13 protein-coding genes are annotated in these 23,569 nt (G+C 66.4%); 10 read left to right on the top strand and 3 right to left on the bottom strand.

The features are described from left to right. Positions 1–395: 395 nt before the first annotated feature. Together rsgA and NZM16_RS03550 are read left to right on the top strand one after the other, a co-directional pair. Positions 396–1,322, top strand: a complete 927-nt coding sequence (rsgA, locus tag NZM16_RS03555; RefSeq protein WP_295478594.1) for a ribosome small subunit-dependent GTPase A — start codon at positions 396–398, stop codon at positions 1,320–1,322. A 279-nt stretch (positions 1,323–1,601) separates the two neighbouring features. Next, positions 1,602–2,156, top strand: coding sequence for a Uma2 family endonuclease (locus tag NZM16_RS03550; protein ID WP_295452214.1), 555 nt, complete (start codon positions 1,602–1,604; stop codon positions 2,154–2,156). A gap of 108 nt (positions 2,157–2,264) precedes the next feature. Here the strand turns inward: NZM16_RS03550 and NZM16_RS03545 are convergent, their stop codons facing one another. After that, positions 2,265–6,974 (bottom strand): DUF2298 domain-containing protein, encoded by a 4,710-nt coding sequence (locus NZM16_RS03545; protein ID WP_295478591.1) that lies wholly within the window; start codon positions 6,972–6,974, stop codon positions 2,265–2,267. Positions 6,975–7,936: 962 nt separating this feature from the next. On the opposite strand from NZM16_RS03545, the gene NZM16_RS03540 reads away from it, so the two are divergent. Further along, positions 7,937–9,082 (top strand): glycosyltransferase family 1 protein, encoded by a 1,146-nt coding sequence (locus tag NZM16_RS03540; protein ID WP_295478587.1) that lies wholly within the window; start codon positions 7,937–7,939, stop codon positions 9,080–9,082. A gap of 64 nt (positions 9,083–9,146) precedes the next feature. Here NZM16_RS03540 and NZM16_RS03535 read toward each other — a convergent pair whose 3' ends face one another. Further along, positions 9,147–12,389, bottom strand: a complete 3,243-nt coding sequence (locus NZM16_RS03535) for a tetratricopeptide repeat protein (RefSeq protein ID WP_295478584.1) — start codon at positions 12,387–12,389, stop codon at positions 9,147–9,149. Between the two features lie 471 nt (positions 12,390–12,860). On the opposite strand from NZM16_RS03535, the gene NZM16_RS03530 reads away from it, so the two are divergent. Together NZM16_RS03530 and NZM16_RS03525 are read left to right on the top strand one after the other, a co-directional pair. Next, complete coding sequence (locus NZM16_RS03530) at positions 12,861–13,814, top strand: patatin-like phospholipase family protein (protein WP_295478581.1); 954 nt, start codon at positions 12,861–12,863, stop codon at positions 13,812–13,814. 124 nt (positions 13,815–13,938) lie between these two features. After that, positions 13,939–14,871, top strand: a complete 933-nt coding sequence (locus NZM16_RS03525) for an ROK family protein (protein ID WP_295452034.1) — start codon at positions 13,939–13,941, stop codon at positions 14,869–14,871. Positions 14,872–14,917: 46 nt separating this feature from the next. Here NZM16_RS03525 and NZM16_RS03520 read toward each other — a convergent pair whose 3' ends face one another. Beyond that, entirely contained in the window at positions 14,918–15,505 is a 588-nt protein-coding gene (locus tag NZM16_RS03520; protein WP_295452032.1) for a molybdenum cofactor guanylyltransferase, read from the bottom strand. A gap of 528 nt (positions 15,506–16,033) precedes the next feature. Between NZM16_RS03520 and NZM16_RS03515 the strand changes: the two genes are divergently transcribed. From NZM16_RS03515 to NZM16_RS03495, 5 genes are all read left to right on the top strand, one after another. Then, entirely contained in the window at positions 16,034–16,513 is a 480-nt protein-coding gene (locus NZM16_RS03515) for a polymer-forming cytoskeletal protein (protein WP_295452029.1), read from the top strand. Between the two features lie 332 nt (positions 16,514–16,845). Beyond that, positions 16,846–18,129 (top strand): adenylosuccinate synthase, encoded by a 1,284-nt coding sequence (locus NZM16_RS03510; RefSeq protein ID WP_295452028.1) that lies wholly within the window; start codon positions 16,846–16,848, stop codon positions 18,127–18,129. 96 nt (positions 18,130–18,225) lie between these two features. Next, the gene (purB, locus tag NZM16_RS03505) at positions 18,226–19,638 is read left to right on the top strand and encodes an adenylosuccinate lyase (RefSeq protein WP_295478578.1); all 1,413 of its coding nucleotides are present in this window, start codon (positions 18,226–18,228) and stop codon (positions 19,636–19,638) included. A 532-nt stretch (positions 19,639–20,170) separates the two neighbouring features. Then, complete coding sequence (uvrB, locus tag NZM16_RS03500; protein WP_295478575.1) at positions 20,171–22,303, top strand: excinuclease ABC subunit UvrB; 2,133 nt, start codon at positions 20,171–20,173, stop codon at positions 22,301–22,303. Positions 22,304–22,588: 285 nt separating this feature from the next. After that, positions 22,589–23,548: a diacylglycerol kinase family protein gene (locus NZM16_RS03495; RefSeq protein ID WP_295478572.1), complete on the top strand. Its 960-nt coding sequence runs from the start codon at positions 22,589–22,591 to the stop codon at positions 23,546–23,548. The last annotated feature ends 21 nt before the right edge of the window (positions 23,549–23,569 follow it).

Here is a 23,569-nt window from a genome sequence, read left to right as displayed (position 1 = left end):
TAAGCCGCCTGGAGGGAGCGGATGGCCCTCCTCCTTCCGGCGGTCCGAAGGCCGACCCCCAGGCTTTGGACGAAACCGGAGCCGCCGTTCGGTTTCGGCCCCGCTGGGGAAACGGAGTCCCTGCTAGGCCCGGCTTTTCGGAGGAAGCGCCTCCCGCGCGGGCATCAGGGCGCAAGGAGGGGCGGGGCTGAAACTCTCAACCTGGAAATCCAGGTTAAGATGGATATGGATGGTGAGGCTAGACGCCCGCCGGTAGACCCGGGGTGGCGTTTTCCATCCGCATCCCTTCTTCCCGAGGCCCTCAAGGCCTCAAAGGAAGGAGCGGTCATATGCGAACAGTCAGCAGGACCAGCTATAAGTCAACCTTATCAAGGAAGGAGGGAGGAAAGCAGGGGATGGGCGTGCGGGAGCAGGGGATCGTGATCCGGACGCTGGGTTCGGCTTATGATGTGCAAGGGCCGGATGGGGTGGTGCGATGTGTGCTGCGGGGACGGCTGCGCCGTCAGCGGGATGGCCCACAGCGCCCGGTGATCGGCGACCATGTGGAATTCGAGCGGGTCTCGCCCCGGGAGGGCGCCATCGTGGCCATCCTTCCCCGGCGCACCGCCCTGGTGCGTCGGGAGCCGCTGGATCCGAGCCGGGCCCATGTCCTCGCAGCGAACTTGGATCAGATCGTGGCCGTGTTCGCCGCAGTTCCGGAACCGGATTTGTTCCAGATCGATCGCTACTTAGCCGTGGCCGAGGCCAATCACTTGCTGGCGATCCTGTGTATGAACAAGATGGACCTGGTGGAGGACCGGGAATCGTTCCGGGCCCGGTTTGCCGAATACGAGGCCCTGGGCTATCCGGTTCTGTATACCAGCGCGGTCACCGGGACAGGCCTGGAGGCGCTGCGGGAGCGGCTGCAGGGGAAGATCACCGCGTTCATTGGGCCCTCCGGGGCCGGCAAATCCAGCTTGCTGAACGCCCTGCAGCCGGGGTTGGCGTTGAAGGTCGGATCCATCAACCCTCGGACGGGGATGGGGCGTCACACCACCACCCATAGTGAGCTGATCCCCTTCGACGGCGGATATCTGGCGGACACGCCGGGCCTGCGGGATATCGGGGTATGGGGGATTCCCCCGGAGGACCTGGCGGTCTGCTTCCCCGAGATGCGTCCGTATCTCGGACAGTGTGAGTTCTCGGACTGCTTGCATCTGGAGGAGCCTGGCTGCGCGATCCGCCGGGCGGTCGCCCGCGGGAAGATCCGCCGGCGCCGATATGAGAGCTACCAGCGGATCCTGATCGAACAGCAGGTCGCGTGGGGGGGGCTCCACGAATGAGGCACGAATACGCGAATGGGATGGCGTGGGTTTATGGGTAGCGCGGTTGCCCCCGCTCCAGGGCCCTCGGAGGATCCCGGGCTTGCCGGGACGTAAGCGGAGGGCCCGGACGTGTTTTTCAGGGGAGACGGCGCTCATGAAGTCAGGCAGAGGTGATTTTCTCCAGAGAATCCTCGCTGATCCTGTAGGGAGGTAGGGCGGCTGGCTTCAACCCATCAATCCGGTGCGGGCTCGATGGCTCGCGGCCGGAGAGCATTTAGGGCGTCTGGAGGCGTTTCGATGGGAACACGGGTGCGACAGACAGCAGTTGATCTATGGCGGATGGGAGAAGGGGATGTGCGCCGTGAGCTGGTCGACGGGGAGGTCATCGAGATGACGCCGGTGGGCGGGGTGCACGGGGAGCTCACTCTGGAAATCGGCCGTCGGCTGATGGAGCATGTCCGCAAACATCGGCTGGGCCGGGTGGTGGCGGGGGACGTGGGGTTTGTGCTGCGGCTGCCAGGGGACCCGGAGCGGGTTCGGGCGCCGGACGTGGCCTTCATCGCGGCGGATCGGCTGCCGGAGGGGAAGCTGCCCTCCGGCTTCATCGAGGGCCCGCCGGATCTGGCGGTGGAGGTGCTGTCGCCCAACGACAATCCGGTGGATTTGCAGCAGAAGGTGCGGGACTATCTGGAGGCGGGGGCGCAGCGGGTGTGGGTGGTGGCGCCGGAGGCGCGGACGGTGACGGTGTATCGGCCGGATGGGACGGCGCGCTTCCTGCGGGAGCACGAGGTCCTGGAGGGGGAAGAGGTGCTTCCAGGCCTGGTCATTCCGCTGTCTGAGCTCTTCGGATAGCGCGCGGAAGATGTCTCCAGGGAGCCGGTGAGGATCGTCCCGAGCCAGGCGAGAAGGGCCTGCTGGATTCAGGCGCCGTTGATGCGGCTCGATGCTCCGTGAACGCGCTCAGCGGGTCACCTCGTAAATCCGCACGCTCCCGTTATCAAACGCGATCCGCAGCTCCTCTCGCGCGATCATCACGGGGAACTTCTCGAACCCCTGGGGTGGGTAATACAGGCGCTCGGCGTAGCCGTCCATCACGTAGCGCACGCCGTAGCGGCGCAGGATGGCCATCGCCTCCTCCGGATCTGTCGTCTCGTAAAACTGGTTGACATCGGCCTCGCGGCGGCGGATGAACGACTCGGGCACGACGGTCCGCTGCTGCCGCTGGTGCCAGTCCCACCCGAAGACCAGCGGGAGCCCGGTGAACATAGCCACACGGCTGCGTAGCCCCCGATAGGCCGGCGAGCGGATAGATTCGATCACCACCGGGGTTCCTTCGCTGTGGGCTTGCAGGAACTGCAAAGCCTCCCACTCGTGGCGCACCGGGTAGCGCACTCCCATCTCATCGGCAACGGCTTTCTCCATGAAGGCGAACCCGTCCAGGGTCGGCCCCACGGAGACATCCCAGCGGTCCTCCAGCCGCGCTGGCGTGGCCAGGAGCGGGTAGAGGAGAGCGGAGACCAACAGCGCCCCGAATAGGCCGCGCCAGAGGGCGCGGAGGAAGGGCGTCCACCGCCGGGCCGCCTCTTCCAGGGCCACCACCGCCATCGCCGCGGCGACCGCCCAGAGAAACCAAACCTGCAGGTAGAACTTGAAGACGGTGTTCATCCGCCCGATATCGCCCTTGAGCACGACGAGCTCCACGCCGAGGGTGAGGGCCGCTGCCGCCGCCACCCAGATCCAGAGGAGGCGTCGCTCGGGGATCTGATAGGGGCGCAGGGCGAGGGCCGCGGCCACTAAGATCATCGGGACGGCGATCCAGGCGACCGGGGCCAGTCGCCCGCCGAGCAGCCAGAGGCCCACGCCCATCGCTCCCGCCGCCACCCACCCCAGGGCCCCCAGCGGATCGGCCGTCCATCCCGCAAGCATCCACCGGAGCAGCCGCCGGCTTTCCCGCAGGAGGAGGAGCAGGATCGGCGTCAGAAACAGGCCGTGAAGCAGGAAGTAAGTCCCCAGCGGCGTGCGATCGCCCTTCCAGAGCTCGAAGGACGTATAGGCCGTAGCGTAGTGAGCGATATAGGGATAGAAGAACAGGAGGCCCAGGCCGACGAAGGCGAGGCCCCGGGCGGCCCATCCCTCGATGCCCCGCCAGGTCTGGAGATCCCTTCGCCTCCACGCGTTCAGGGTGAGGGCGGCCAGCCCCAGCAGGACGTGAGTGGGGTAATCCCAGGTGTTGGTGGGCCGCAGGGCGCCGACGACGAGCGCCCCCAGCGCAAGCGCCAGGACTCCAGAAGGCTCGTCCCATCGCAGCCGCCGGAGCCAGGCCAGCCCGATCAGCAGCGCGGTCAGCTGCAGGGGGAAAGCCATCATATGGGCGTGCAGGTCCGCATACAGGAATGTGAAGTAGGGGAACTCGGTGATCGGGGTCACATCGTGATCCGGGATCATCCGGGTCGGGTTCCAATACCACCACTCAATGCGGGCGGGCAGCGAGGCCTCCCCGCGCAGCACCCGCCCGACTCCCCGCAGCACATCGGTCGGCGACAGCTCGGAGGCACCGGAGGTCTCCGCCCCGACCTCTCCGAACAGGCGCGCGAGCAGGTTAAGCTCCCCCAGATTCCCCACGCCCACTGCGAAGAGGGCAGCGAACAGGCCGACCGCCACCGGCTTCCATCCACCCCGTGGCCACCAGGCCTTCGCCAGCTGCGCGCCGATGGCGAAGGCCCCCAGGGCCGTCATGGCCGCTAAGGTGGGGATCGCCGCGTTGTAGGCGTAGCGGACGTCGAAGCCCAGCAGCTTCATCGGGGCCCCGACGATCACGTAGCCGAAGTAGTAGTAGTTGATGTAGCCTCCGGCGAACCAGGGATCATAGGGCGGGAAGCGCAGCGAGCGGATCGTGGCCAGCAGATACGAGAGGTTCATCGGCTTCTCCCCGCCCATCACCGGATGCCAGAGGTCCGGGTGGCCCAGCCGGATCAATAGCCACAGGGCGAAGGCGCCCAAGAACACCCCCAGCTCGGCCCGCCAGAGGGGATCCCGCAGTGCCTCCCGGATCATGGGCCGAACCCGGGGCCACAGGAGGAGGTCCACGCCGAGGCCAGCGAGCAGGGTGAGGATCATCGCAGTCGGGGCGAAATCCATCATCCCGACGCTGGCCAGCAGCCAGGGGAAGAAGGCGAACAGCAGAGGGCCGAGGAGCTGGGCCAGGGCGTATCCGCGATCGGCCAGCTGGGGGAACGCCCAGGCGGTGAGGGGCCAGGCCCACCCGGCCAGCGCAAGGAAAAAGAGCAGCCAGGCGGTGATCCCCAGCAACGGCCAGCGGTTCAGCGGATTTTCCGGGGGGAAGAGCTCCCGGTAAGTGGAGGCCGTTTGCTGGCGCGCCCAGGCCGCCGGATCCAGCATCAGGAGGTGGCGGGCCTGGGTATATTGGCGCGGCGTCTGCCAGATCACCTGGCTCAGGTCGACGGATTCCAAGATTTGCCGGACCTGCTCAATGGAGAAATCGGGCCGCTTGCGGAAGATCCAGACCGGCGGGTGGTCGTAGACGCTGAAGGCCTCCTCCGCGCCCCAGAAGGGCTCCTCGAACCCGAGCGGGGGGAGGCGGAAGCCGATGCGGCCGCCGATGTCGTCAATCTCCAGCGGCCCCAGCCGGGGCTTGACGTGGAAGGCCGCCGCCAGCTCGAAGCCCAGCTTCCCTTCGAACAAGGAACGGTAGTAGGCCGTGGTCATCGGGTAGCGGAGGGGGAGACGGGGGATCGACCAGACCAGCCGCTGGCTGGAGAGGATAATCCAGTCCGCCCGTTCCAGCCCTTCCAGGGCCTTCTCCCGCTTCGCCTCGGTGTCGTCGTCATACCAGGTCATCTCCAGGCCCTGATACATTGCGAAGGCGTCCCGGCCGTCGAGCCGCAACGGCAGGCCGTCGTCCCAGTGCTCGTTGGCGATGATGGAGGACGTAAGGAGAACGGGCCCGCCCTCCGCCCGCAGGCGCATGACGTAGGATCCCGGGGGCAGCGCGATGGGCTCCGGCAGGGAGACCCGAACCGGATCGCCGTCGGGGTGCCGGGCGGTTGTGGGAGGGATCAGCGAAACCCGAAGGCGCTCTTGACCCTCCGGGGTCTCCAGCGTCAGCTGGAGCGTGCCCGGCGGATCGCTGAGGGCGCGCAGGTGAGGGATCTCGATCCCGATCACGGTCATCGCGGGGATCGACCCGACCGGCAGCATGAGCTCGCTTTCCACCGGGATCTGGTTCGGGAGGGAGAGCGGATACTGCGAGTCGTTGGAGTCCGCCAGCCGCAGCGTTACCGCGCTGGGGACGTGGGCGTAGAGCCAGCGGGAGGCGGCCACCCGGGAGACCGGCTGCCGGTAGATTGTGGTGAAGGCGACGGCCCACAGCATCGTGCCCAGCAATGTCCCAGCGATGGCGAGAGAGGCCAGTCGACGGAGGCCGGGGAGGGCGATCCGACCGAGCTGTTGCAGGCCCCAGGCGGCGGTCAGGGCCAGCGTGGGGTAAATCGGCAGGAAATAGCGCATCGATTTCACCCACTGGGTTCCCATATACAGGAAATAGCCGCCGGTCCAGGCCCAGATCAACAGCCATCCGATGGCGATGGCGTCCTGTCGGAAGGAGCCGGTGTGGAGCCGCCGGCGCAGCGCCCATCCCAGGCCCAGCCATCCGAGCCACGCTGCCAGCCCGAAGGGGAGGCCCATGCCCCACAGGACCATGTTCTTGAGGGGGAAGAGGATCGGCGCACGATCCGTCCACTGGTGGCCGGGAGGGTAATCGACAGCCCCGCTGATCAGCGCCTGGATTTCCCCCATATTCGTCAGCCAGCGGGGATCCGGGGTGATCCAACCGGCGAAGGCGTAGGGCATGCCGACCCGGAAGGCCAGGAGGGCTGCGAAGCCGGCCGTCAGCCACGGCCCCCACCGTCCGCGCTGGCCCCGAAGATCCAGGAGGGCCGCCAGGGCCATCAGGGGGAAGAGGGGCCATAGGTTGATCCGGGAGGCCAGGGCGGCTCCGGCCATCGCCCCTGTGGCGATGGCGCTCAGGTAGGCCCAGGGGCCATGACCGCTCCTCCGCAAGGTCCGGATCAGCCCCAGGAGGGCGGCCGTGCTGAAAAAGGTGGCCCAGGTGTCGGTGGTGTAGAAGTGGGCCTGCTGGAGGTTCATCACGCTGAAGGCCATCAGGGCGGCTGCCAACAGCCCGCCGCCGAAGCCCATCAGCTCTGAGCCGATCCAGAAGGTGAGCAGCACGGTCCCGGCATCCAGCAGGGCGGAGAGGGCGCGGCCGAGGAGCGTGACCTCGTTGTAGCCCAGGGCATGTCCTTCGGGGAAGGGACACAGGGCTTCCTGGGCCTGACAGAGCGCTGTGAGGAGCTCGCCGGCCCCTCGGGTCAGGATGATCGGGAGATTCCCGTAGACGAAGAACGTGTAACCGCGGTTATAGGGGTTGAGGGGGGAGCGGGCGGAGTCGAAGTATTCCCCGAGGCTGCGAGGCCAGTCCAGGGCCTCAGTGACCATGGTGAGGAAGCGCTCGTCCGGGTGCAGGTGCTGATTCTCGTCCCAGTTCAGCCCGACCGTTCGCAGATCCAAGGCGACGATCATCAGGACCGTGAGGGCGAAGGCGGTTAGCAGGGCGCGCATGCGCGGATGAGGCGGTTGCACGACGTTCATACGCGAAAACACCCCGAACCGGATGCTTGGGCTCTCTCCAGATGCCTTCGGAAGGGGGCGGGGGAACACTCCTCCGTTCAAGGTCCATAGCCTCCCGCTCCCCGTGCGGTTCTCCTCTGGAGCGCTGCGGCGCTCTCCTCCATGCGGAGGCCAGCAACCGGGTATGATTATAATTCGAGTCGTCGGTGGACATCCCGTCGCGGTTCCACCGCAAGCCCGGGGCATCTGGCCGATTGGTGTCCTCGAATGGGACACGAATACACGAATGATACGTATGGAGGGCTGCCTGAGGCGGACTTATCCCTTCGCTTGTTCCCCTGAATCAAGAGGGCGATCCGTTGCTTCAGAAAGCGTTGCCCGGCCGGCTGGGCGCCTACCTGGGCGGGGCGGAAGCCATTATGGGTTCTGGAGTCCGTGCCCGTGAAGTCCTATTACGTGTCTTCCACAGAGAGAGCGGACACTCGCGAGTTCGACGGCGAGCGCGGGTTTTGCCTGCGGCACGGTTATGAAGCAAAGCGCTCGCCTGAGGACGAAGAGACGAAGAACGGGCACTTACGAGCCCTACTACGAACGAAAAACCGTTTTGTAGTGGGGCACGTCAGCGCCCGTCGCTCGGCATATCCGTGGCCAGCTGTGTTTCCCTTCGGAAAGTAGGCGAGACGGATGTGCCCCGATGCATCCTGCTTGCGCGTCCCCTGAAAGGGGTCGGGGACGGATGGGCCGACGCCGACCGCTCGTAGAAGAGCCCGTCAGCGCCCGTCGCTCTCGGTAGGGCCCATCCGTGCCTATCCGCGCCTCGCTCGTAGTCAGGCACATAAGTGCCCGTCCGCTTGGCGCGTAAGCACCGTGGGTTGTTCGCGAAGAGAGCGAGCCCGGGAAATTCCCGACGACGAACGGGAACTCCTTTCAGCCGCTCAGGGCCCGCAAGGGCCCATCCGCTCAGCCTTCCACGGAGCCCTTCGATGGCCCGCATCCTCATCGACATCACGGCGGCGGTGCGACAGGGGGCGGGGATCGGGCGCTACGCCCGGGAGCTCACCCGCGCCATCCTGCGGGCGTTCCCCGAGCACCGCTACACGCTGTTCTACGCCGGCCCTGTCCGGTTCCCCCCTACGTGGGCGGAAGGGCCGGGGGTCCGCCGGCGCCCGGCTCCCCTGCCCGAGCGCGGGATGGTCTGGCTCTGGCACCGCCTGCGCCTGCCGATCCCGGTGGAGGCCTTGGCAGGGCCCGCGGACCTGGTCTACTCCCCCGATTTCCTGCTCCCCCCCACTTGGCCCGGGCGGCCCACCCTGCTCACCGTGCACGACCTCTCGTTCGAGATCATGCCGGAGACGCTGCCGGAGCCCCTGGTGGCCTACCTGCGGCGGAACGTGCCCCGCGCCGTGCGCCGGGCGACCCACGTCCTGGCGGACTCGGAGGCCACTCGCCGGGATCTGGTCCGCCTGTATGGGGTGCCGGAGGAGCGGATCACGGTGCTCTACAGCGGCGTAGACCCGCGCTTCCGGCCGGTGGAGGACGAAGCGGAACGGGCGCGGGTGCGGGCGCGCTACGGGCTGGGGCCGTGGCCGTTCGTGCTGACAGTGGGGACGGTGCAGCCGCGCAAGAACTACCCGCGCCTGATCGAGGCCTTCGCCGCGCTGGTCCGCGAGGGAAGCTTCCCCGACGGCCATCTGGTGATCGTGGGGGAGAAAGGGTGGAAGGCCGAGGGGACCTTCGAGGCGATCCGGCGCTCCGGGCTGATGGAGCGCATCCGCTGGCTGGGGTTTGTGGCGGATGAGGACCTGCCGGCCCTGTATTCGGCGGCGGCGGCGTTCGCCCTGGTCTCCCGGTATGAGGGCTTCGGGCTGCCGGCCTTGGAGGCGATGGCCTGCGGGACCCCGGTAGTGGTCTCGTGGACCTCCTCGCTGCCGGAGGTGGCTGGCGAGGCGGGGATTCTGGTGGATCCCGACTCAACCGCCTCGATCGCCGAGGGCTTACGCCGGGCGCTGACGGACCCCGAGGGGCGGGCGGCCCGGCGGGCGGCGGGCCTCGCCCGAGCCTGCCGGTTCACCTGGGAGGCCGCCGCCCGGCGATGGCACGAGGTTGCGGAACAGCTTCTACGTCAGTGATGGGGAAATCAGCTCCTTCCCGTATAGGTGAAAGATCTCTTCTCGTTTGTCCCCCCTATTGCCTCTATTCGATCAATTCCCTGTCTGGTTCCTGGCGGGTTGCCCGGCAGGTCTGGAGGTAGGCCGTGCGTAGAGCATCCGCAAGCTCCCCAAACACGGCTGGATAGGCGCGCGCAAGGGGGAGGATCTGCTGCAACGCTTCAGCGAAGGCAGCGTGGGCCTCGCGGGCCCGGCCCAACTTCATAAGGACAAACCCATAAGTCGCTAGGCTCCTCGCCAGGTCAGGGAGGAAGGCGTTGGGGCGCTGCTTGGCAAGCTGGCGGCGGATCTGGACAGCCTCATGCGCGGCCTGGAGGGCCTCCTCACGGCGGCCCAGGGCGACAAGCATTGCACCTAAGTTGTTGAGGCTCATCGCCAGATCAGGGAGGAAGGCATCGGGGTGCTGCTGAGCGAGCCGGCGGTAGAGCGCGGCAGCTTCCTGCATGGCCTGGAGGGCCTCCTCGCGGCGGCCTAGGTCGACGAGCGCCGCGCCCAGGTTGCTCAGGCTCATCGCCAGGTCGGGGAGGAAGGCATCAGGGTGCTGCTGGGCGAGCCGGCGGTAGAGCGTGACGGCTTCCTGCGCGGCCTGGAGAGCCTCCTCACGGCGACCCAGGCCGGCAAGCACCAAGCCCAGGTTGTTGAGGCTTGCGGCCAGGTCGGGGAGGAAGGCATCAGGGTGCTGTTGGGCGAGCCGCCGGCGGATCTGGACAGCCTCCTGTGTGGCCTGGAGGGCCTCCTCACGGCGGCCCAGGTTGGCAAGCCGGTTGCCCAGATTGTTTAAGCTCATCGCCAGGTCGGGGAGGAAGGCATCGGGGTGCTGCTGGGCGAGCTGGCGGTAGAGCGCGACGGCTTCCTGCGCAGCCTGGAGGGCCTCCTCACGGTGGCCTAGGTCGGCAAGCACCAAGCCCAAATTGCTTAGGCTCATCGCCAGGTGGGGGAGGAAGGCATCGGGGTGCTGGGCGGCGAGCTGGCGGCGGATCTGGACAGCCTCCTGTGTGGCCTGGAGGGCCTCCTCGCGGCGGCCCAGCTCGGCAAGCGCTGCGCCCAGGTTGTTGAGGCTTGCGGCCAGGTGGGGGAGGAAGGCATCGGGGTGCTGCTGAGCGAGCCGGCGGTAGAGCGCGACGGCTTCCTGCGCGGCCTGGAGGGCCTCCTCACGGCGGCCCAGGTCGGCAAGCACCAACCCTAGGTTGTTTAGGCTCTTCGCAAGGTTGGGGAGGAACGCGTTGGGATCCCGCTCAGCAAGCCGGCGGTAGAGCGCGACGGCTTCCTGCGCGGCCTGGAGGGTCTCCTCACGGCAACCCAGTGCATAGAGGGCGGCCGCAAGGTTGTTCCATATCCTCGCTCTTTCTTCGTCAAGAAACACCTGATCCAGGCGGCCACGATAGAATGCGGCCAGGAATTCGCGCAGCGCCAGGGTGTAGACCGGGTTTGGCAGGAGTGTTTCCAGCTCGCTCCAGGCTATCAATGGCCAGGCCACTACATGATCTGCCACTTCTTTCATCCATTTTTCTGCCTGTTCTTCGTTTTGTTCCCAAATCCGAGCCAGGACGCTCAGGGCCTGACGGGCTGCTCGCGCCGCTTCCTCGGGCGCTCTCTCCGCCTCCTCATGCGTTGGCAGCGCCCAGCGGAGCAGCTCCGGGCGCTCCTTCAGCCGCTGCGCCACCACGAAGTCGGCCAGGGGATCCGGGACGATCGGCGGCACCATCCCGTCCTCCGCGTGGGGGAAGATGTGGAGGAGCCGTTGCGCCAAGTCCTTCCAGCGGATGTTCGGCAACGGCTCAGCGTGCTCCCGGAGGAACGCCTCGATGGCCTCGGGGCTCGGGAACCGGCGGCCCAGCGTGGCTACAACGCAAAGGTCCTCAACCCGCTCGACCGCCTCGCCAAGCCACTCTTCTATCGGGCCGATGAGAGGCCGCAGGTGGCGCTCCCACGCGCTCCGCTCCCGGCTCCACGCGTATTCCAGCACCTGCTCAGGCCGGGCCGCCTGGTCCACCTGAACGCCTTCCACCGTCAGCATCGCCAGAAGCAGGATGTGGAGCGGTGACTCCGGGAGCTCCGCCAGCGCGTAACGGGGGATGGGCTTCTGGGGATCGATCGGGCAGAGCTCCCGGAAACGCTGGAGGGCGGACTCGAAAAAGGCTGAACGGTCAACTTCTTCAACACTCGGGAGTTCCCGGGGCGCTTTCTCCACCGTAGGGAGCGACAGGAACTCCGGCCAGTTCACATAATCGGGGTCGACATACGTGCTGAGCTCTTTCTCCAACCAGGGCGGAAGGCTTCGCTCCAGGAGGACGATCGCCAGCGGCGCGGTGCGCTCGCGAAGGGCTCGAGCGGCCGCCCGCAGCAGGATGCGGACCTCCTCCGAGCGGTCGGCGACGTAATCGATGATGAGCAGGGTGGGGCGGGCGTCGCGGCACAGAATCGGAGCGTTGTTGGGGGTCAGCCGCCCCGCCCGCAGGAAGCCGACCCACCACCCCTCCGCCCGCAGGGCCTCGCCGGCCTCGATGAGCAACCGGGTCTTCCCAGCACCCCCGGGGCCGACGTAGAGGCGCAAACCCACGGGCGACTGAGCCTTCTCCAGGCCTCGCGCCCATTCGATCAGATCGTCCCGCATCCCTTCGAAGGCAACCCCGGTGTAGGGGACCAGGCGGTATTTCGGGTGGAGGTGGTAGGCGCGGAGCTCGGCGATCGGCTCGTCGAGCCGCCGGACCGGCCAGACCAGGACGTCCTCTGGCAGTCCGAGGAGGGCGTTCACGGCCTCCTGGAGCCGATCGACTGCGCTTTGCAGCGCCTGTAGTTGCTTCTCGGTGCGCAGGACGCTGAGGGCTGTGATCACCGGACGGAACTGTTCGTCGCTCGATAGGCGCGCCCGCAAGCAGTCCATCAAAAGGGCCAGCGCGCGCGCCCGTCGGGCCTCGTCCAGGCCCGGGACGCGCTTCAGCTCTTGTTCCAGCTTGTGGAGGAGGTCCCTCTCATCCGATTGCTGCAGGAGCGCCTGGAGGGCCTGGCGGAACGTCGGGAGATCCGCTATCGGAAGGGAGGCCACCCATTGAGCGACCTCCTCGAGTCCCTCCTGGCGGGCCCGGACCTTGAAGTCTTCCCTGGCCTTCTGCAGCAGCTCCTCGAGGCGACGGCGGGCCTCATCGGCGCGACGGAGGCTGTCCAGCGCGTGCACGGCCGAGCGGGCGGGGCCAGCGAAGGGCACGCCCAGGTCGCTTAGGGCTTCTAGGATAGCGTCCGCGGCTCTGACCAGCGCCTCGCGGTCCATCGATCAACCTCCCCCGGGATCCGTGCTCCATCCACCCTTTGCGGATTCGCGCCTCTTGTCCCCGGGCCCTGACAGCCGATCAGAACCGGCGCTTCACGCTCCCTTCACACACTCGCGTCCCATCGTCGAGGATCCCATCGCTTCGTCGTTCTGGGATGGAGAGGCTTTCGAGAGACGGCGCTGAGGGCCCGAGGCTTCCGGTCTCGTACCCCAAAGATGTGTCCTCCTCCCTCCTCGTGGTCCAGCGGGCTGCAGAGAAAGGAAGGGGGTTGATTGCCTTCCAGACCGGCTTCAGCTCCCCATCTCCAGTGCATCGCCAGGCAAAGTGCGAGCCGCGGATCCGGACCGGCGCTTCCTCCACCCTTCGCGTATTCGTGCATTCGTGCCCCCATTCGCGGACGGCCCCTCTCCCGCTTACAATTCTACTGGGAACATTGCTCCTTCCACACTCCGGGATGAGGCCCAGCGAGCGTGACGCGGCGGGCGTTCGTGCTGAGCGGAGGAGGCAACCGCGGCCCGCTTCAGGTGGGCGCGCTGAAGGCGTTGCTGGAGCGCGGGATCGAGCCGGATTTCCTCGTGGGGACCTCGGCGGGAGCCATCAACGCCGTGGCCTTCGCGATCGATCCGACATCGGACGGGGTGGAGCGCCTGGCGGCCGCCTGGCGCCGCGTCCGCCGCGCCGACATCTACCCCGGCCATCTCTTCACCGCGCTCTGGCGTCTCCTGACGCATCAGGACAGCCTGTTCGACGGATCGGGGTTGCGTCGGGTCCTGCAGGCGCACCTCCCCCCAGGCGTCCGCACCTTCGGGGATCTGCGGCGGCCATGCTACGTTACGGCGGCGGACCTGCGCACCCAGCGCCTGATCCTTTTCGGCGAGGATCCCTCCGCGCCGTTGCTCGAAGCGGTCCTCGCCAGCGCCAGCGTCCCCGTGATCCATCCGCCGGTGCGCTTCCGGAACATGCAGCTCGTAGACGGCGGGGTGGTGGCGGCCGTGCCGATCACCATCGCCATCGAGAAGGGGGCGGAGGAGCTGTATGTGCTCGACCTGAGCTTCAGCCCCCAGGTCCTCCCGCCGCGGCATGGCGTGGCCGAGATCGCCATGACCGCCTACCAGACCGTGCTGAGCGAACAGACCCTGGACGATCTATACGACGCCCTGCAAACGCCAGCAACCGTTCATCACATCTGTTTGACGGCTTTCCGGGAGATCTCGTTTCTGGATTTCTCGAAAACAGCCCAGATGCTGGAGGCCGGTTACGAGGCGATGCGGCGCTATCTGGAGAACCCCCGGCCGAATCAGGTTTGCGAGGCCACCGCCGAGGGTCTGCGGACGCTGGCCGCGCCGGTTGTTCCCGGCGGGGGCCGCGGCTACCTTCCGCCGCGCCGCCGGCGGTTGATCCATCTTCAGGCGCCGAAGGGCTGATCGGTCAACCTGGAAGGTGGAAGGCGGAACGGGGGGCTGAAGGGCTCCCCCGCGATGCCCCGACAACCCCCGAATCCAAAACAGACGAGGCGCTATCGATCTAAAGTCCGAACCGGAGGGCCTCATGGTCTACATCGCGGTGGATCTCGGCGGGACGAACATCCGGGCCGCTCGTTGCGATGGGGAAGGGCGGATCCTGGCCCGAGTGGGGCGTCCTACCCGGCCGGAGGAGGGCACGGAGGCGGTGATCGCCCGGATCATTGAGGCGATCCAGGAGGTGTGGCCGGCCGACGAACTGGTGGAGGCAATGGGCGTGGGCGTTCCCGGCCCCCTGGACCCACGGACCGGCGTGGTGCTCACCGCGCCCAACTTGGGCTGGGAGAACGTCCCTCTGACCGATCGGCTTCGGGAGCGGTTCGGCGTGCCATGCTTTGTCGGCAACGACGCCAACCTGGCCGCCCTGGGCGAATGGCAATACGGGGCGGGTCGTGGCCATGCCCACCTGGTGTATCTGACCATCAGCACCGGCATCGGGGGCGGGGTGATCACCCACGGCCTCCTGTTGGAGGGCGCCCACGGGCTGGGGGCGGAGCTGGGGCACATCATGGTGGAACCCCGGGAGGGGCCGCGCTGCAGTTGCGGACAGAAGGGCTGTCTGGAGGCGATGGCCTCCGGAACGGCCATCGCCCGCATGGCCCGGGAGGCGTGGGCCCGGGGGGAGCCGGTGCCCTGGTCGGATCCGGCCACCGTGACCGCCGCCGATGTCGCCTGGGCGGCAACGCGGGGAGATCCGGTGGCGAGCGCCATCATGGATCGAGCGGCGTTCTACCTGGGGGTCGGGATCGCCAGCTTCTGGCACATCTTCAACCCCACCCTCATCATCCTGGGCGGCGGGGTGATGAAAACTGGCGACTGGTTCCTGGAGAAAATCCGCGCCTACGCTCGAGAGCGCGCCATGGCTCCCGATTACATCACCCCGATCGTCCGGGCCGCCCTGGGAGATGACGTGGGGCTGCTGGGGGCGCTGGCCTACGCGCGGCTGCGGCTTTCCGTTTAGGCGCCGGGCTGGGGATGGTGGCCAAAAGCCGCCATCCCCAGCCCGCTCATCCTCCCATTTCCTTCAGGAGCCGCCTCCAATCCCTGGGCGTGTTGATGTTCCGCCATGAGCGGCCCTCCGGGTCCACTGTGCGCCAGGCGGATGGCGGGAGATAGCGCACATGGATCGCCGGATAAAAGGCGAACATCGCTCGCTGTCGGCAGGCCAGGGCGGAAGCGATGGCGTTGAGGCAGGAGACCCGATACAGCGCGTGCAGCGGCTCCGGGCGCCCCTGGTCATCGAGCAGGACGACCGCATCGGCCTCCTCTCGCTGTTCGAACATCCATTCCACCACGCGCGGATCCGCCAGGGGCATATCGCAGGCCATCGCGAAAGCCCATTCATAGCACGCGCTCAATAAACCGGACCATAATCCTCCCAGGGGGCCTACCGGGGGCGAGGGATCGGGGACCAGGCGAGCGCTGAGGCCTTGAAAGGGTTTGAGATCGGGGGCGATCAAGATCACGTCGTCGGAGATTGAGCGAAAGCGGTCGATCAAATCGACGATCAGCGGACGCCCCTTCCAGTCCAGGAAGGCTTTGCTCCTTCCCATCCGGCGGCTCTGGCCACCCGCCAGGATCACCACGCTATACATCGCGCCCTCCTTTTTACTGAATCCTGGGCGTTTCAGCGGCCACACCATTCCGAGGGCAGGGAGGATCCCGGGCCCTGCCCGGCGTGGGATGTCCCTCTGGAGCGAGCGGAGAAAGAAGGGCGCGCATTCATTGCCCAATCCTTTTATGATCCGGGGTATTCAGGGACGGAGTTGGGACCTTCGGCCTCCAGCCTCAAAACCCTCGGGAGAGCTTGGAAGTTGCCCATCGTGTTTCATAAACTGGTCAAAGCAGTAGTGCTGAGGATGGGGTTCAACGAAGGGGAAGGGCTCCTCTCCCCTCTCCCTCGAGCGATGGAGCCTTCGATCCGAACTCTCGGCTCGGGAGTCCAGCCCCCGAGGGCTTTGGGTTCCGAAATCGCGCTTCATCACAAAGCGGCGGAGGATCTCCTTCCAGGGCGTGCGGAAGCGTCTTTCAAAACCGGGCATCGATCAGGGTTCCTAACCCTTTTGACAGCCCCAAACGGTTTTCTCTATAGTAGAGTATATTCATTCGTGAGGAGGCGAACAATGTTCGGACGATCGAAGCCGGAGAAAGTGCTGGCGGCGCCCAAACCGGCGAGCCCCGGCGCGCCCATGGAAACTGTGCTGGGTCCGACTTGCGTGATCAAAGGCGTGTTGCAGGGCGATGGAACCATTCGGGTGGAGGGCATCTTCGAAGGCTCGATGGAGATCAGCGGCAACCTGATCATTGGGGAGAACGCGCGGGTTCGGGCAGAGGTGCGCACTACCAATGTCTCGGTGGCAGGCATGCTGATCGGGAAAATCCATGCCTCCGGCCGGGTGGAGATCCTCTCCACCGGAAAGGTGTGGGGGGAGATCAACGCGAGCTCCCTGGTCATCGATGAGGGCGGATACTTCCGGGGGCAATCGGTGATGCCCGGGGCCGAGCCGGAATTCCCGATGCTGGAAGCTCCTCGCGCGGAGCCGGTCGAGCGGGAGGGGCGCGTGATCGACCTCAGCGTGCGAGAAGACACGCCGGGTGCATAAACCCGAGAGGTAGGAACTCACCGATTGGATTCGCCCAAGGCTCGTGCGGGGCAAGCCCCTCCTTTTCTTCCCCCCGCGGCCCGAAGCGGCTATATAACGCCACATTTTCAGGATGGGCGGGGCCGCCGAAGACGGCCCCGCCCATCCTGAAATTCCCCGGAAGGGAACCGGTGATTGGCTGGAGGAGCTTCGCAGCGGATTTCCTCGCGGGAGCTTTGGGGTCGAAGCCATCCCGTCCTGCGGGCTTTCAACGGCGTAACTCCTGCGCGGATGGGCTGTCTGATGGGAGAGAGACGTTGGGGCTGTTATCTGTTTTCGCTGGAGGCAAGGGCATGCCTGTGATCGCAGTGGTCGGCGCGTTGTGGGGGGATGAAGGGAAGGGCCATATTGTCGATTACCTGAGCCGCGAGGCCGAGATCGTTATGCGGGTGCAGGGCGGCGACAACGCAGGCCACACGGTGGTGAACGAGTATGGAACGTTCCGCCTCCATCTGGTTCCCTCCGGTGTTTTCCATCCGGGAACGACCTGCATCATCGGCGCGGGGACCGTCGTGAACCCCGATACGTTGCTCCAGGAGCTGGCGGAGCTCGAAGCCGCCGGTGTGGATACCTCCCGCGTCTGGATCTCCGATCGCGCCCATCTGGTCTTCCCCTATCACCGCCAGCGGGATGAGCTGGAGGAACGAGGACGGGGCGATCGCCCGCTGGGCACCACGCGCCGCGGCATTGGGCCGGCTTACAGCGACAAGGCGGCCCGCATCGGCCTGCGGATGGGCGATCTCCTCTATCGGGACTGGCTCCACCGGCGCCTCCAGCAGGCTTACGCAGCGATCTCGGCACGGATGGTCGCGCTGAACGGGGAGCCCCCTTCTCTGGAGGAGCTGATCGCCCGGTGCGAGGGGTGGCGAGAGCACCTGAAGGATCGAATCATCGATACCATTCCGATGCTCCAGGAGGCGCTGCGGCGGGATGCCCGTGTTCTCCTCGAGGGCCAGCTGGGGGCGATGCGGGACCTGGATTGGGGCATCTATCCCTATGTGACCTCCTCGAATACTCTGGTGGGCTATGCGGCCGTCGGCGCGGGGATCCCCCCTCGGGCGATCCAGGAGGTGATCGGGGTGGTGAAGGCCTTCGCCACCGCCGTGGGAGAGGGTCCCCTGGTGACGGAGGTGCATGGGGAACTGGCGGAGCGCCTGCGCCGGGGGGGGCCTCGGGAAGGATGGGAATTCGGAGCGACCACTGGCCGCCCCCGCCGCTGCGGCTGGCCGGATGGGGTGGCCCTGCGTCACGCGGCTTGGTTGAACGGCTTCACCGCCCTGGCGGTCACCAAACTGGATGTCCTGGATGGCCTGGAGGAAATCCCCCTCTGCGTCGGCTATCGCCTTCCTTCCGGAGAGGTTCTCACTCACGTCCCCGACACACCGGTTCTGGAGCAGGTGACCCCGGTCTATGAACGCCTGCCTGGATGGACGGGACCCACTTCCACAGCCCGGCGCTGGCAGGATCTGCCGGAGGCGGCGCAGGGGTATCTGCGTCGTCTGGCGGAGCTGGCCGGCGCGCCGGTGCGTTATGTCTCCGTAGGCCCCGCCCGCGATCAGATCCTGGAGGTCATGTAAGGGCATGCCGCGGCGTGCCCCTACGCCTAGGGGCCAGGCCGCGGTGGGACATGGTGGGAAGGGAAGATCGGGAGGATCCTGCCGTCGGAGTCCGGGATGTTCACGCACGAGACCTTTCTTTCCCCCTTTACCTGGCGATATGGAAGCCCGGCGATGCGCCGGATCTGGTCGGAGGCCCACCGCCGGCGGCTGTGGCGGCGGGTATGGGTCGCCCTGGCGCGGGCCCAGATGGCCGCGGGCCTGGTCCGCCCTGAGCAGCTGGCCGACCTGGAGGCCCACGTCGAGACCATCGATCTGGAGCGGGCGGAGCAGATCGAGCGGGAGATCGGGCACGATCTCATGGCCGAGCTTCTCACCTTCGCGGAACAGGCTCCTCAGGGCGGCCCCGCGCTCCATCTGGGCGCCACCTCCGCGGACATCGAGGACAACGCCGATGCAATCCGGATTCGGGACGCTCTGGATCTGATCCGCGATCGCCTGCGGGAGGTCCTGGAAGCCCTGGCGGAGGCCATCGAGCGTTGGGCGGCAACTCCCTGCATGGCCTGGACCCACCTTCAGCCCGCTGAGCCCACGACGGTGGGGTATCGTCTGGCCCTCTATGGCCAGGATCTCCTGAGGGACTGGGAGGAGATCTCCCGCTGCCGCGCCGCAATCCGGGGAAAGGGCTTCAAAGGGGCAGTGGGGACAGGAGCCTCTTATGCGGCCCTGCTGGAGGGGACCAGCGTGACGCCTTCGGAGATGGAGGAACGGGCGATGGCCGCGCTGGACCTAGCCGCGTTCCCTGTGGCAGGCCAGATTTACCCGCGCAAACAGGATTGGCAGGCGCTGGTCGCACTGGCTGGGCTGGCCATGTCGCTTTACAAGATGGCCTTTGACCTGCGTCTGTTGCAAGCCCCTCCGTTCGGGGAATGGTCGGAGCCGTTCGGCGCTCGTCAGGTGGGCTCATCGGCGATGCCGTTCAAGCGCAACCCGGTCCTCGCGGAGCGGATCAATGCCCTCGCCCGCTATCTGGGAGCGCTGCCTTCGATCATATGGGAAACCGCCGCCCACTCCCTCCTGGAGCGCACCCTGGATGACTCGGCGATCCGGCGGATCCTGTTGCCGGAAGCCTTCCTGGCCGCCGATGAGATCCTCCAGCTCACGCTTCGGATCCTCCGGGGCATAGAGATCCGTGAGGAAGCGCTGCGGCGCAACCTGGAGCGTTACGCTCCCTTCGCCGCGCTGGAGCCGATCCTAATGGCTGCGGCCCGGGCCGGCGCCGACCGCCAGGCGCTCCACGCCCGCCTGCGGGATCATGCCATGGCCGCGTGGGAGGCGGTGCGGTCCGGCGCACCGAATCCGTTGCCGGAACGCTTGGCGGCCGATCCAGAGATCACCCGGTGGCTCGCTCCGGAAACCCTCCGGCGCCTGATGGAGGTCCATCTCCATATCGGGGATGCCCCCCAGCGAGCCCGGGCTATGGCGCAGGAGATCCGAAGGGCCATCGCCTCTGATGGGGCTTCTAAGTAGCGCTTCCTTAGGGCGGATCGCCCTTTCGATGGGGGTTTCGGCGCGGGGGAGGCCGCTGAAGGCGGTGCCCCCAGCTTCCAAAAATATTTCCCCCTTTCCCATGGCCCTGAGGGCCCCGGGAAGGGGTAAGGAAAGAGGGAGCCTGACCTGCTTCCCTCCTGAAGGCGCCTCGATCGGACTTGCCGCTTAAAATTCGATATGGTGTCATTAGGAATGACGCCGTTCGCTTCCTCGCGGTGCGTTGTGGACGGAGTCGGTCCCCTTCGGCGTCCGGCTCCATCCACAATCCCTACGGCCCAAAGAGCTGTAGGGAGAGGGGATAAAGGGGGATGGGGCCATTGATGCTCTATTCCCCGTCAGTCCGCAGTGAAACGCCGCCCGATCTTCGATCCGGGGGTTTTCGAGGGCGGGTGGAGGCCAAAGGCCCCCGGCCCCGTCCCCTGAAGGATGTTTTCTCTCCTCCCCACGTCCTGAGGGTCGCGAGGAGGAGAAAGAAGAAAAAAGAAGAAGAGGAAGAGGAAAGGGACCCGACATGGAGCGCTTTCAGCTAATGGCGCCCTTTGAACCCACAGGGGATCAACCCCAGGCCATCGAGAAGCTGGTCGAGGGCCTGCGCAGGGGTTATCGCTATCAAACGCTCTTGGGGGCTACGGGAACAGGGAAGACCTTCACCATCGCCCACGTCATCGCTCAGATCCAGAAGCCCACCCTGGTCATCAGCCACAACAAAACCCTGGCCGCGCAGCTCTACGCGGAGTTCCGGGAGTTCTTCCCTCACAACGCGGTGGAATACTTCGTCAGCTACTACGATTACTACCAGCCGGAGGCTTATATCCCCCAGACCGACACTTACATCGAGAAAGAGACCAGCATCAATGAGGAGATCGAACGCCTGCGCCTCGCAGCCACCCAGGCGCTGTTCACCCGACGGGATGTGATCATCGTTGCCTCGGTTTCCTGCATCTACGGCATCGGTAACCCCCACGATTGGGGCCAGGTGGTCATCCGCCTGCGCCGGGGTCAGGTCCGTCGTCGCGACAACCTGTTGCGCCACCTGGTGGATATCCAGTATACGCGCAATGACGTGGACTTCCGCCGGGGGACCTTCCGGGTGCGCGGAGACACCGTGGATGTTTTTCCCGCTTACCAGGACACCGCGCTGCGGATTGAGTTCTGGGGGGACGAGATCGACCGCCTCGTGGAGTTGGATCCGCTCACGGGGGAGGTGCTCCGCCTCCATGAAACGGTGGAGATCTACCCGGCCAAGCACTTCGTGACCCCGGAGGAGAAGCTGCGCCGGGCCATCGAATCGATCGAACGGGAGCTTCACCAACGGCTGGAGGAGCTGCGGGCTCAGGGGAAGCTCCTGGAGGCGGAGCGGCTCCGCCAGCGAACCCTTTACGATCTGGAGATGCTCCGCGAGGTGGGCTATTGCCACGGCATTGAGAACTACTCCCGCCATCTGGATGGACGGGCGCCCGGCGAGCCGCCATGGACCCTTCTGGATTATTTCCCCGACGATTTCCTGGTGGTGATCGATGAATCTCACATGACGATCCCACAGTTGCGGGGGATGTATCACGGCGACCGTTCCCGAAAGGAGACCCTGGTGGAATATGGCTTCCGCCTCCCCTCCGCCCTGGACAACCGCCCGCTCACGTTTGAGGAATTCGAGGGACGGGTTCGCCAGGTGATCTTTATGTCCGCCACCCCCGGGCCCTACGAGCTGGAGAAGTCCGAGCAGATTGTGGAGCAATTGATCCGCCCGACCGGCATCCTGGATCCGGTGGTGGAGGTGCGGCCAACGAAGGGCCAGATCGAGGATCTCATCGGCGAGATCCAGAAGCGGGTCGCCCGAGGCGAGCGGGCGCTGGTTACCACCCTCACCAAGCGCCTGGCGGAGGAACTCTCCGAATACCTGAATGAAATGGGAGTCCGCACCCATTACCTCCATGCGGACATCGAGACCCTGGAGCGGGTGGAGATCCTGCGGGACCTTCGGCTGGGGGTCTATGATGTCGTGGTGGGGATCAACCTGCTGCGCGAGGGTCTTGACCTCCCGGAGGTCTCGCTGGTGGCCGTGCTGGATGCGGACAAGGAGGGCTTTCTGCGGAGCGAGACGGCGCTGATCCAGACCATCGGGCGGGCGGCCCGCCACGTGAACGGCACGGCGATCCTCTATGCGGACACGATCACGGACTCCATGCGCCGGGCGATCGAGGAGACCCACCGCCGGCGGGCGATCCAGGAGGCCTACAACCGGGCCCATGGGATTGAGCCCCGTTCGATTGTGAAGGCCGTGCGGGATCTCACCGATCGGGTTCGGGAGATGATGTCGGAGGAAGCGGAGGCGCCCGGACGGCCACCAGCAGTGCCCAAGGATGAGTTGCAACGCCTGATCCGCGCGCTGGAGAAAGAGATGCGGCGGGCGGCCCAGGCGCTGGAGTTTGAGAAAGCCGCCGCCCTCCGGGATCAGATCTTCGAGCTGCGAGAGCAGCTGCGGATGATCGAGCTGGCGGAAACCCCGCCGGAGGCGCGGCTCCGCCGGCTGGTTGAGCTGGAACGGATCGCGGAGGAAGAGGCGGAGGAAGAAACCGCTCTGGCCCCCATGAAACCTGCTCCCGCCCAGGGACGACGGCGCGGACGGCATCCCCGTTCCCGGTGAGCCATCTGTGCCTCGCATGGCCCTTGGAGGATGGGCGTTACGCAGCTGGCCGGATGGGTTTCAGCTCCCCAATCTCCAGGTTGATAACGGACGCCGTGGGGAGCTTCTGAGCTCTCCTGCGGGTTTTTGGGCTGGGATGCCGCCGAAGGTGGCGCCCCAGCCCAAAAAGATCTCTGAGGGGGAGGGATCTGGCTTGCTTCTTTCCCGAAGGCGCCTGAATCGGACTCGCTGCCTGAAGTTGCAAATGGCGCAATGGTTCAAAGGATTACACTTAGGGAAGCGACCATGGAGCGCTCACGTCAGGTCATGATCATCTACAACCCCGCCGCTGGCCCTCGGGAGATGTTACGGGAGGTCCAGGCAGTAGCCCGTAAATGGCAAGAGGAGCGCCAATGGTCGGTCTTCCTGCGGATCACGGAACGTCCAGGGATGGCCACCGACCTGGCTCACGAAGCGGCCCTGGAGGGGTTCCATTGGGTCATCGCCGCCGGGGGGGACGGCACCGTCAACGAGGTAGCCAACGGCCTGGTCGGGATGCGGGCGGCCTTAGGGGTCCTGCCCGTGGGGACTGGCAACGTGTGGGCCAGACAGCTGGGCCTCCCGGTTTATCCCCTGGTTCATCCCCTTCGGATCCAGATCGCGGCCCATCTGCTGGAGGCCGCACAGGAGCATGCGATTGATGTGGGGAGGGCCAACGGTCGTTACTTCCTCCTGTGGGCGGGCATCGGCCTCGATGCTCAAGTCGCGCAACATATGGAGCCCCGCACCCGAAACGCCAAGCGTTTGGGAGCCCTGGCTTATCTGATCGCCGCCGCCATGATCGCCAAAGACTTTCCCGCCATGCGGGCCACCGTCATCGTGGACGGCCGCCGCCGGGTCAAAGGGCGCACCCTGGTGGTCTTGGTGGCGAACGCCCAGTTGTATGGGGGGCTGGTTCGCATCGCCCCGCAGGCCGTGCTGGACGATGGCTATCTGAACGTTTGCGTGTTCCGGGGGATGGGGCTCCCGTGGGCGATCCGGCACTTCTTTAACGTTTTCGGGGGCCGTCACCTTCAGGACCCGGCGGTTAAGTTCTTCACCGGGCGCCGGGTGGTCGTCGAAACCCGCCCCGTCGTCCCGGTCCAGGTGGACGGGGAACCCATCGGCCATACGCCGATGGTCTTCGAGATCGTCCCCCGCTCGCTCCGAATCCTGGTTCCCCCCACCGCCCCGGCCGATCTGTTCCGGGGGCCATCCATCTTGTAGGGGCAGCCCCCTGTGGCTGCC

The organism is Thermoflexus sp., assembly GCF_025055495.1.
Classification (GTDB): Bacteria; Chloroflexota; Anaerolineae; order Thermoflexales; family Thermoflexaceae; genus Thermoflexus.
The sequence above is the reverse complement of the archived record's forward strand: the minus strand, read 5'-3'. Positions and strand labels throughout refer to the sequence as shown.

Excerpts from the sequence above, each read along its gene's own strand:
- rsgA (WP_295478594.1), top strand. The coding sequence starts at position 396 with ATGGGCGTGCGGGAGCAGGGGATCGTGATCCGGACGCTGGGTTCGGCT.
- NZM16_RS03550 (WP_295452214.1), top strand. The coding sequence starts at position 1,602 with ATGGGAACACGGGTGCGACAGACAGCAGTTGATCTATGGCGGATGGGA.
- NZM16_RS03545 (WP_295478591.1), bottom strand. The coding sequence starts at position 6,974 with ATGAACGTCGTGCAACCGCCTCATCCGCGCATGCGCGCCCTGCTAACC.
- NZM16_RS03540 (WP_295478587.1), top strand. The coding sequence starts at position 7,937 with ATGGCCCGCATCCTCATCGACATCACGGCGGCGGTGCGACAGGGGGCG.
- NZM16_RS03535 (WP_295478584.1), bottom strand. The coding sequence starts at position 12,389 with ATGGACCGCGAGGCGCTGGTCAGAGCCGCGGACGCTATCCTAGAAGCC.
- NZM16_RS03525 (WP_295452034.1), top strand. The coding sequence starts at position 13,939 with ATGGTCTACATCGCGGTGGATCTCGGCGGGACGAACATCCGGGCCGCT.
- NZM16_RS03520 (WP_295452032.1), bottom strand. The coding sequence starts at position 15,505 with ATGTATAGCGTGGTGATCCTGGCGGGTGGCCAGAGCCGCCGGATGGGA.
- NZM16_RS03515 (WP_295452029.1), top strand. The coding sequence starts at position 16,034 with ATGTTCGGACGATCGAAGCCGGAGAAAGTGCTGGCGGCGCCCAAACCG.
- NZM16_RS03510 (WP_295452028.1), top strand. The coding sequence starts at position 16,846 with ATGCCTGTGATCGCAGTGGTCGGCGCGTTGTGGGGGGATGAAGGGAAG.
- purB (WP_295478578.1), top strand. The coding sequence starts at position 18,226 with ATGTTCACGCACGAGACCTTTCTTTCCCCCTTTACCTGGCGATATGGA.
- uvrB (WP_295478575.1), top strand. The coding sequence starts at position 20,171 with ATGGAGCGCTTTCAGCTAATGGCGCCCTTTGAACCCACAGGGGATCAA.
- NZM16_RS03495 (WP_295478572.1), top strand. The coding sequence starts at position 22,589 with ATGGAGCGCTCACGTCAGGTCATGATCATCTACAACCCCGCCGCTGGC.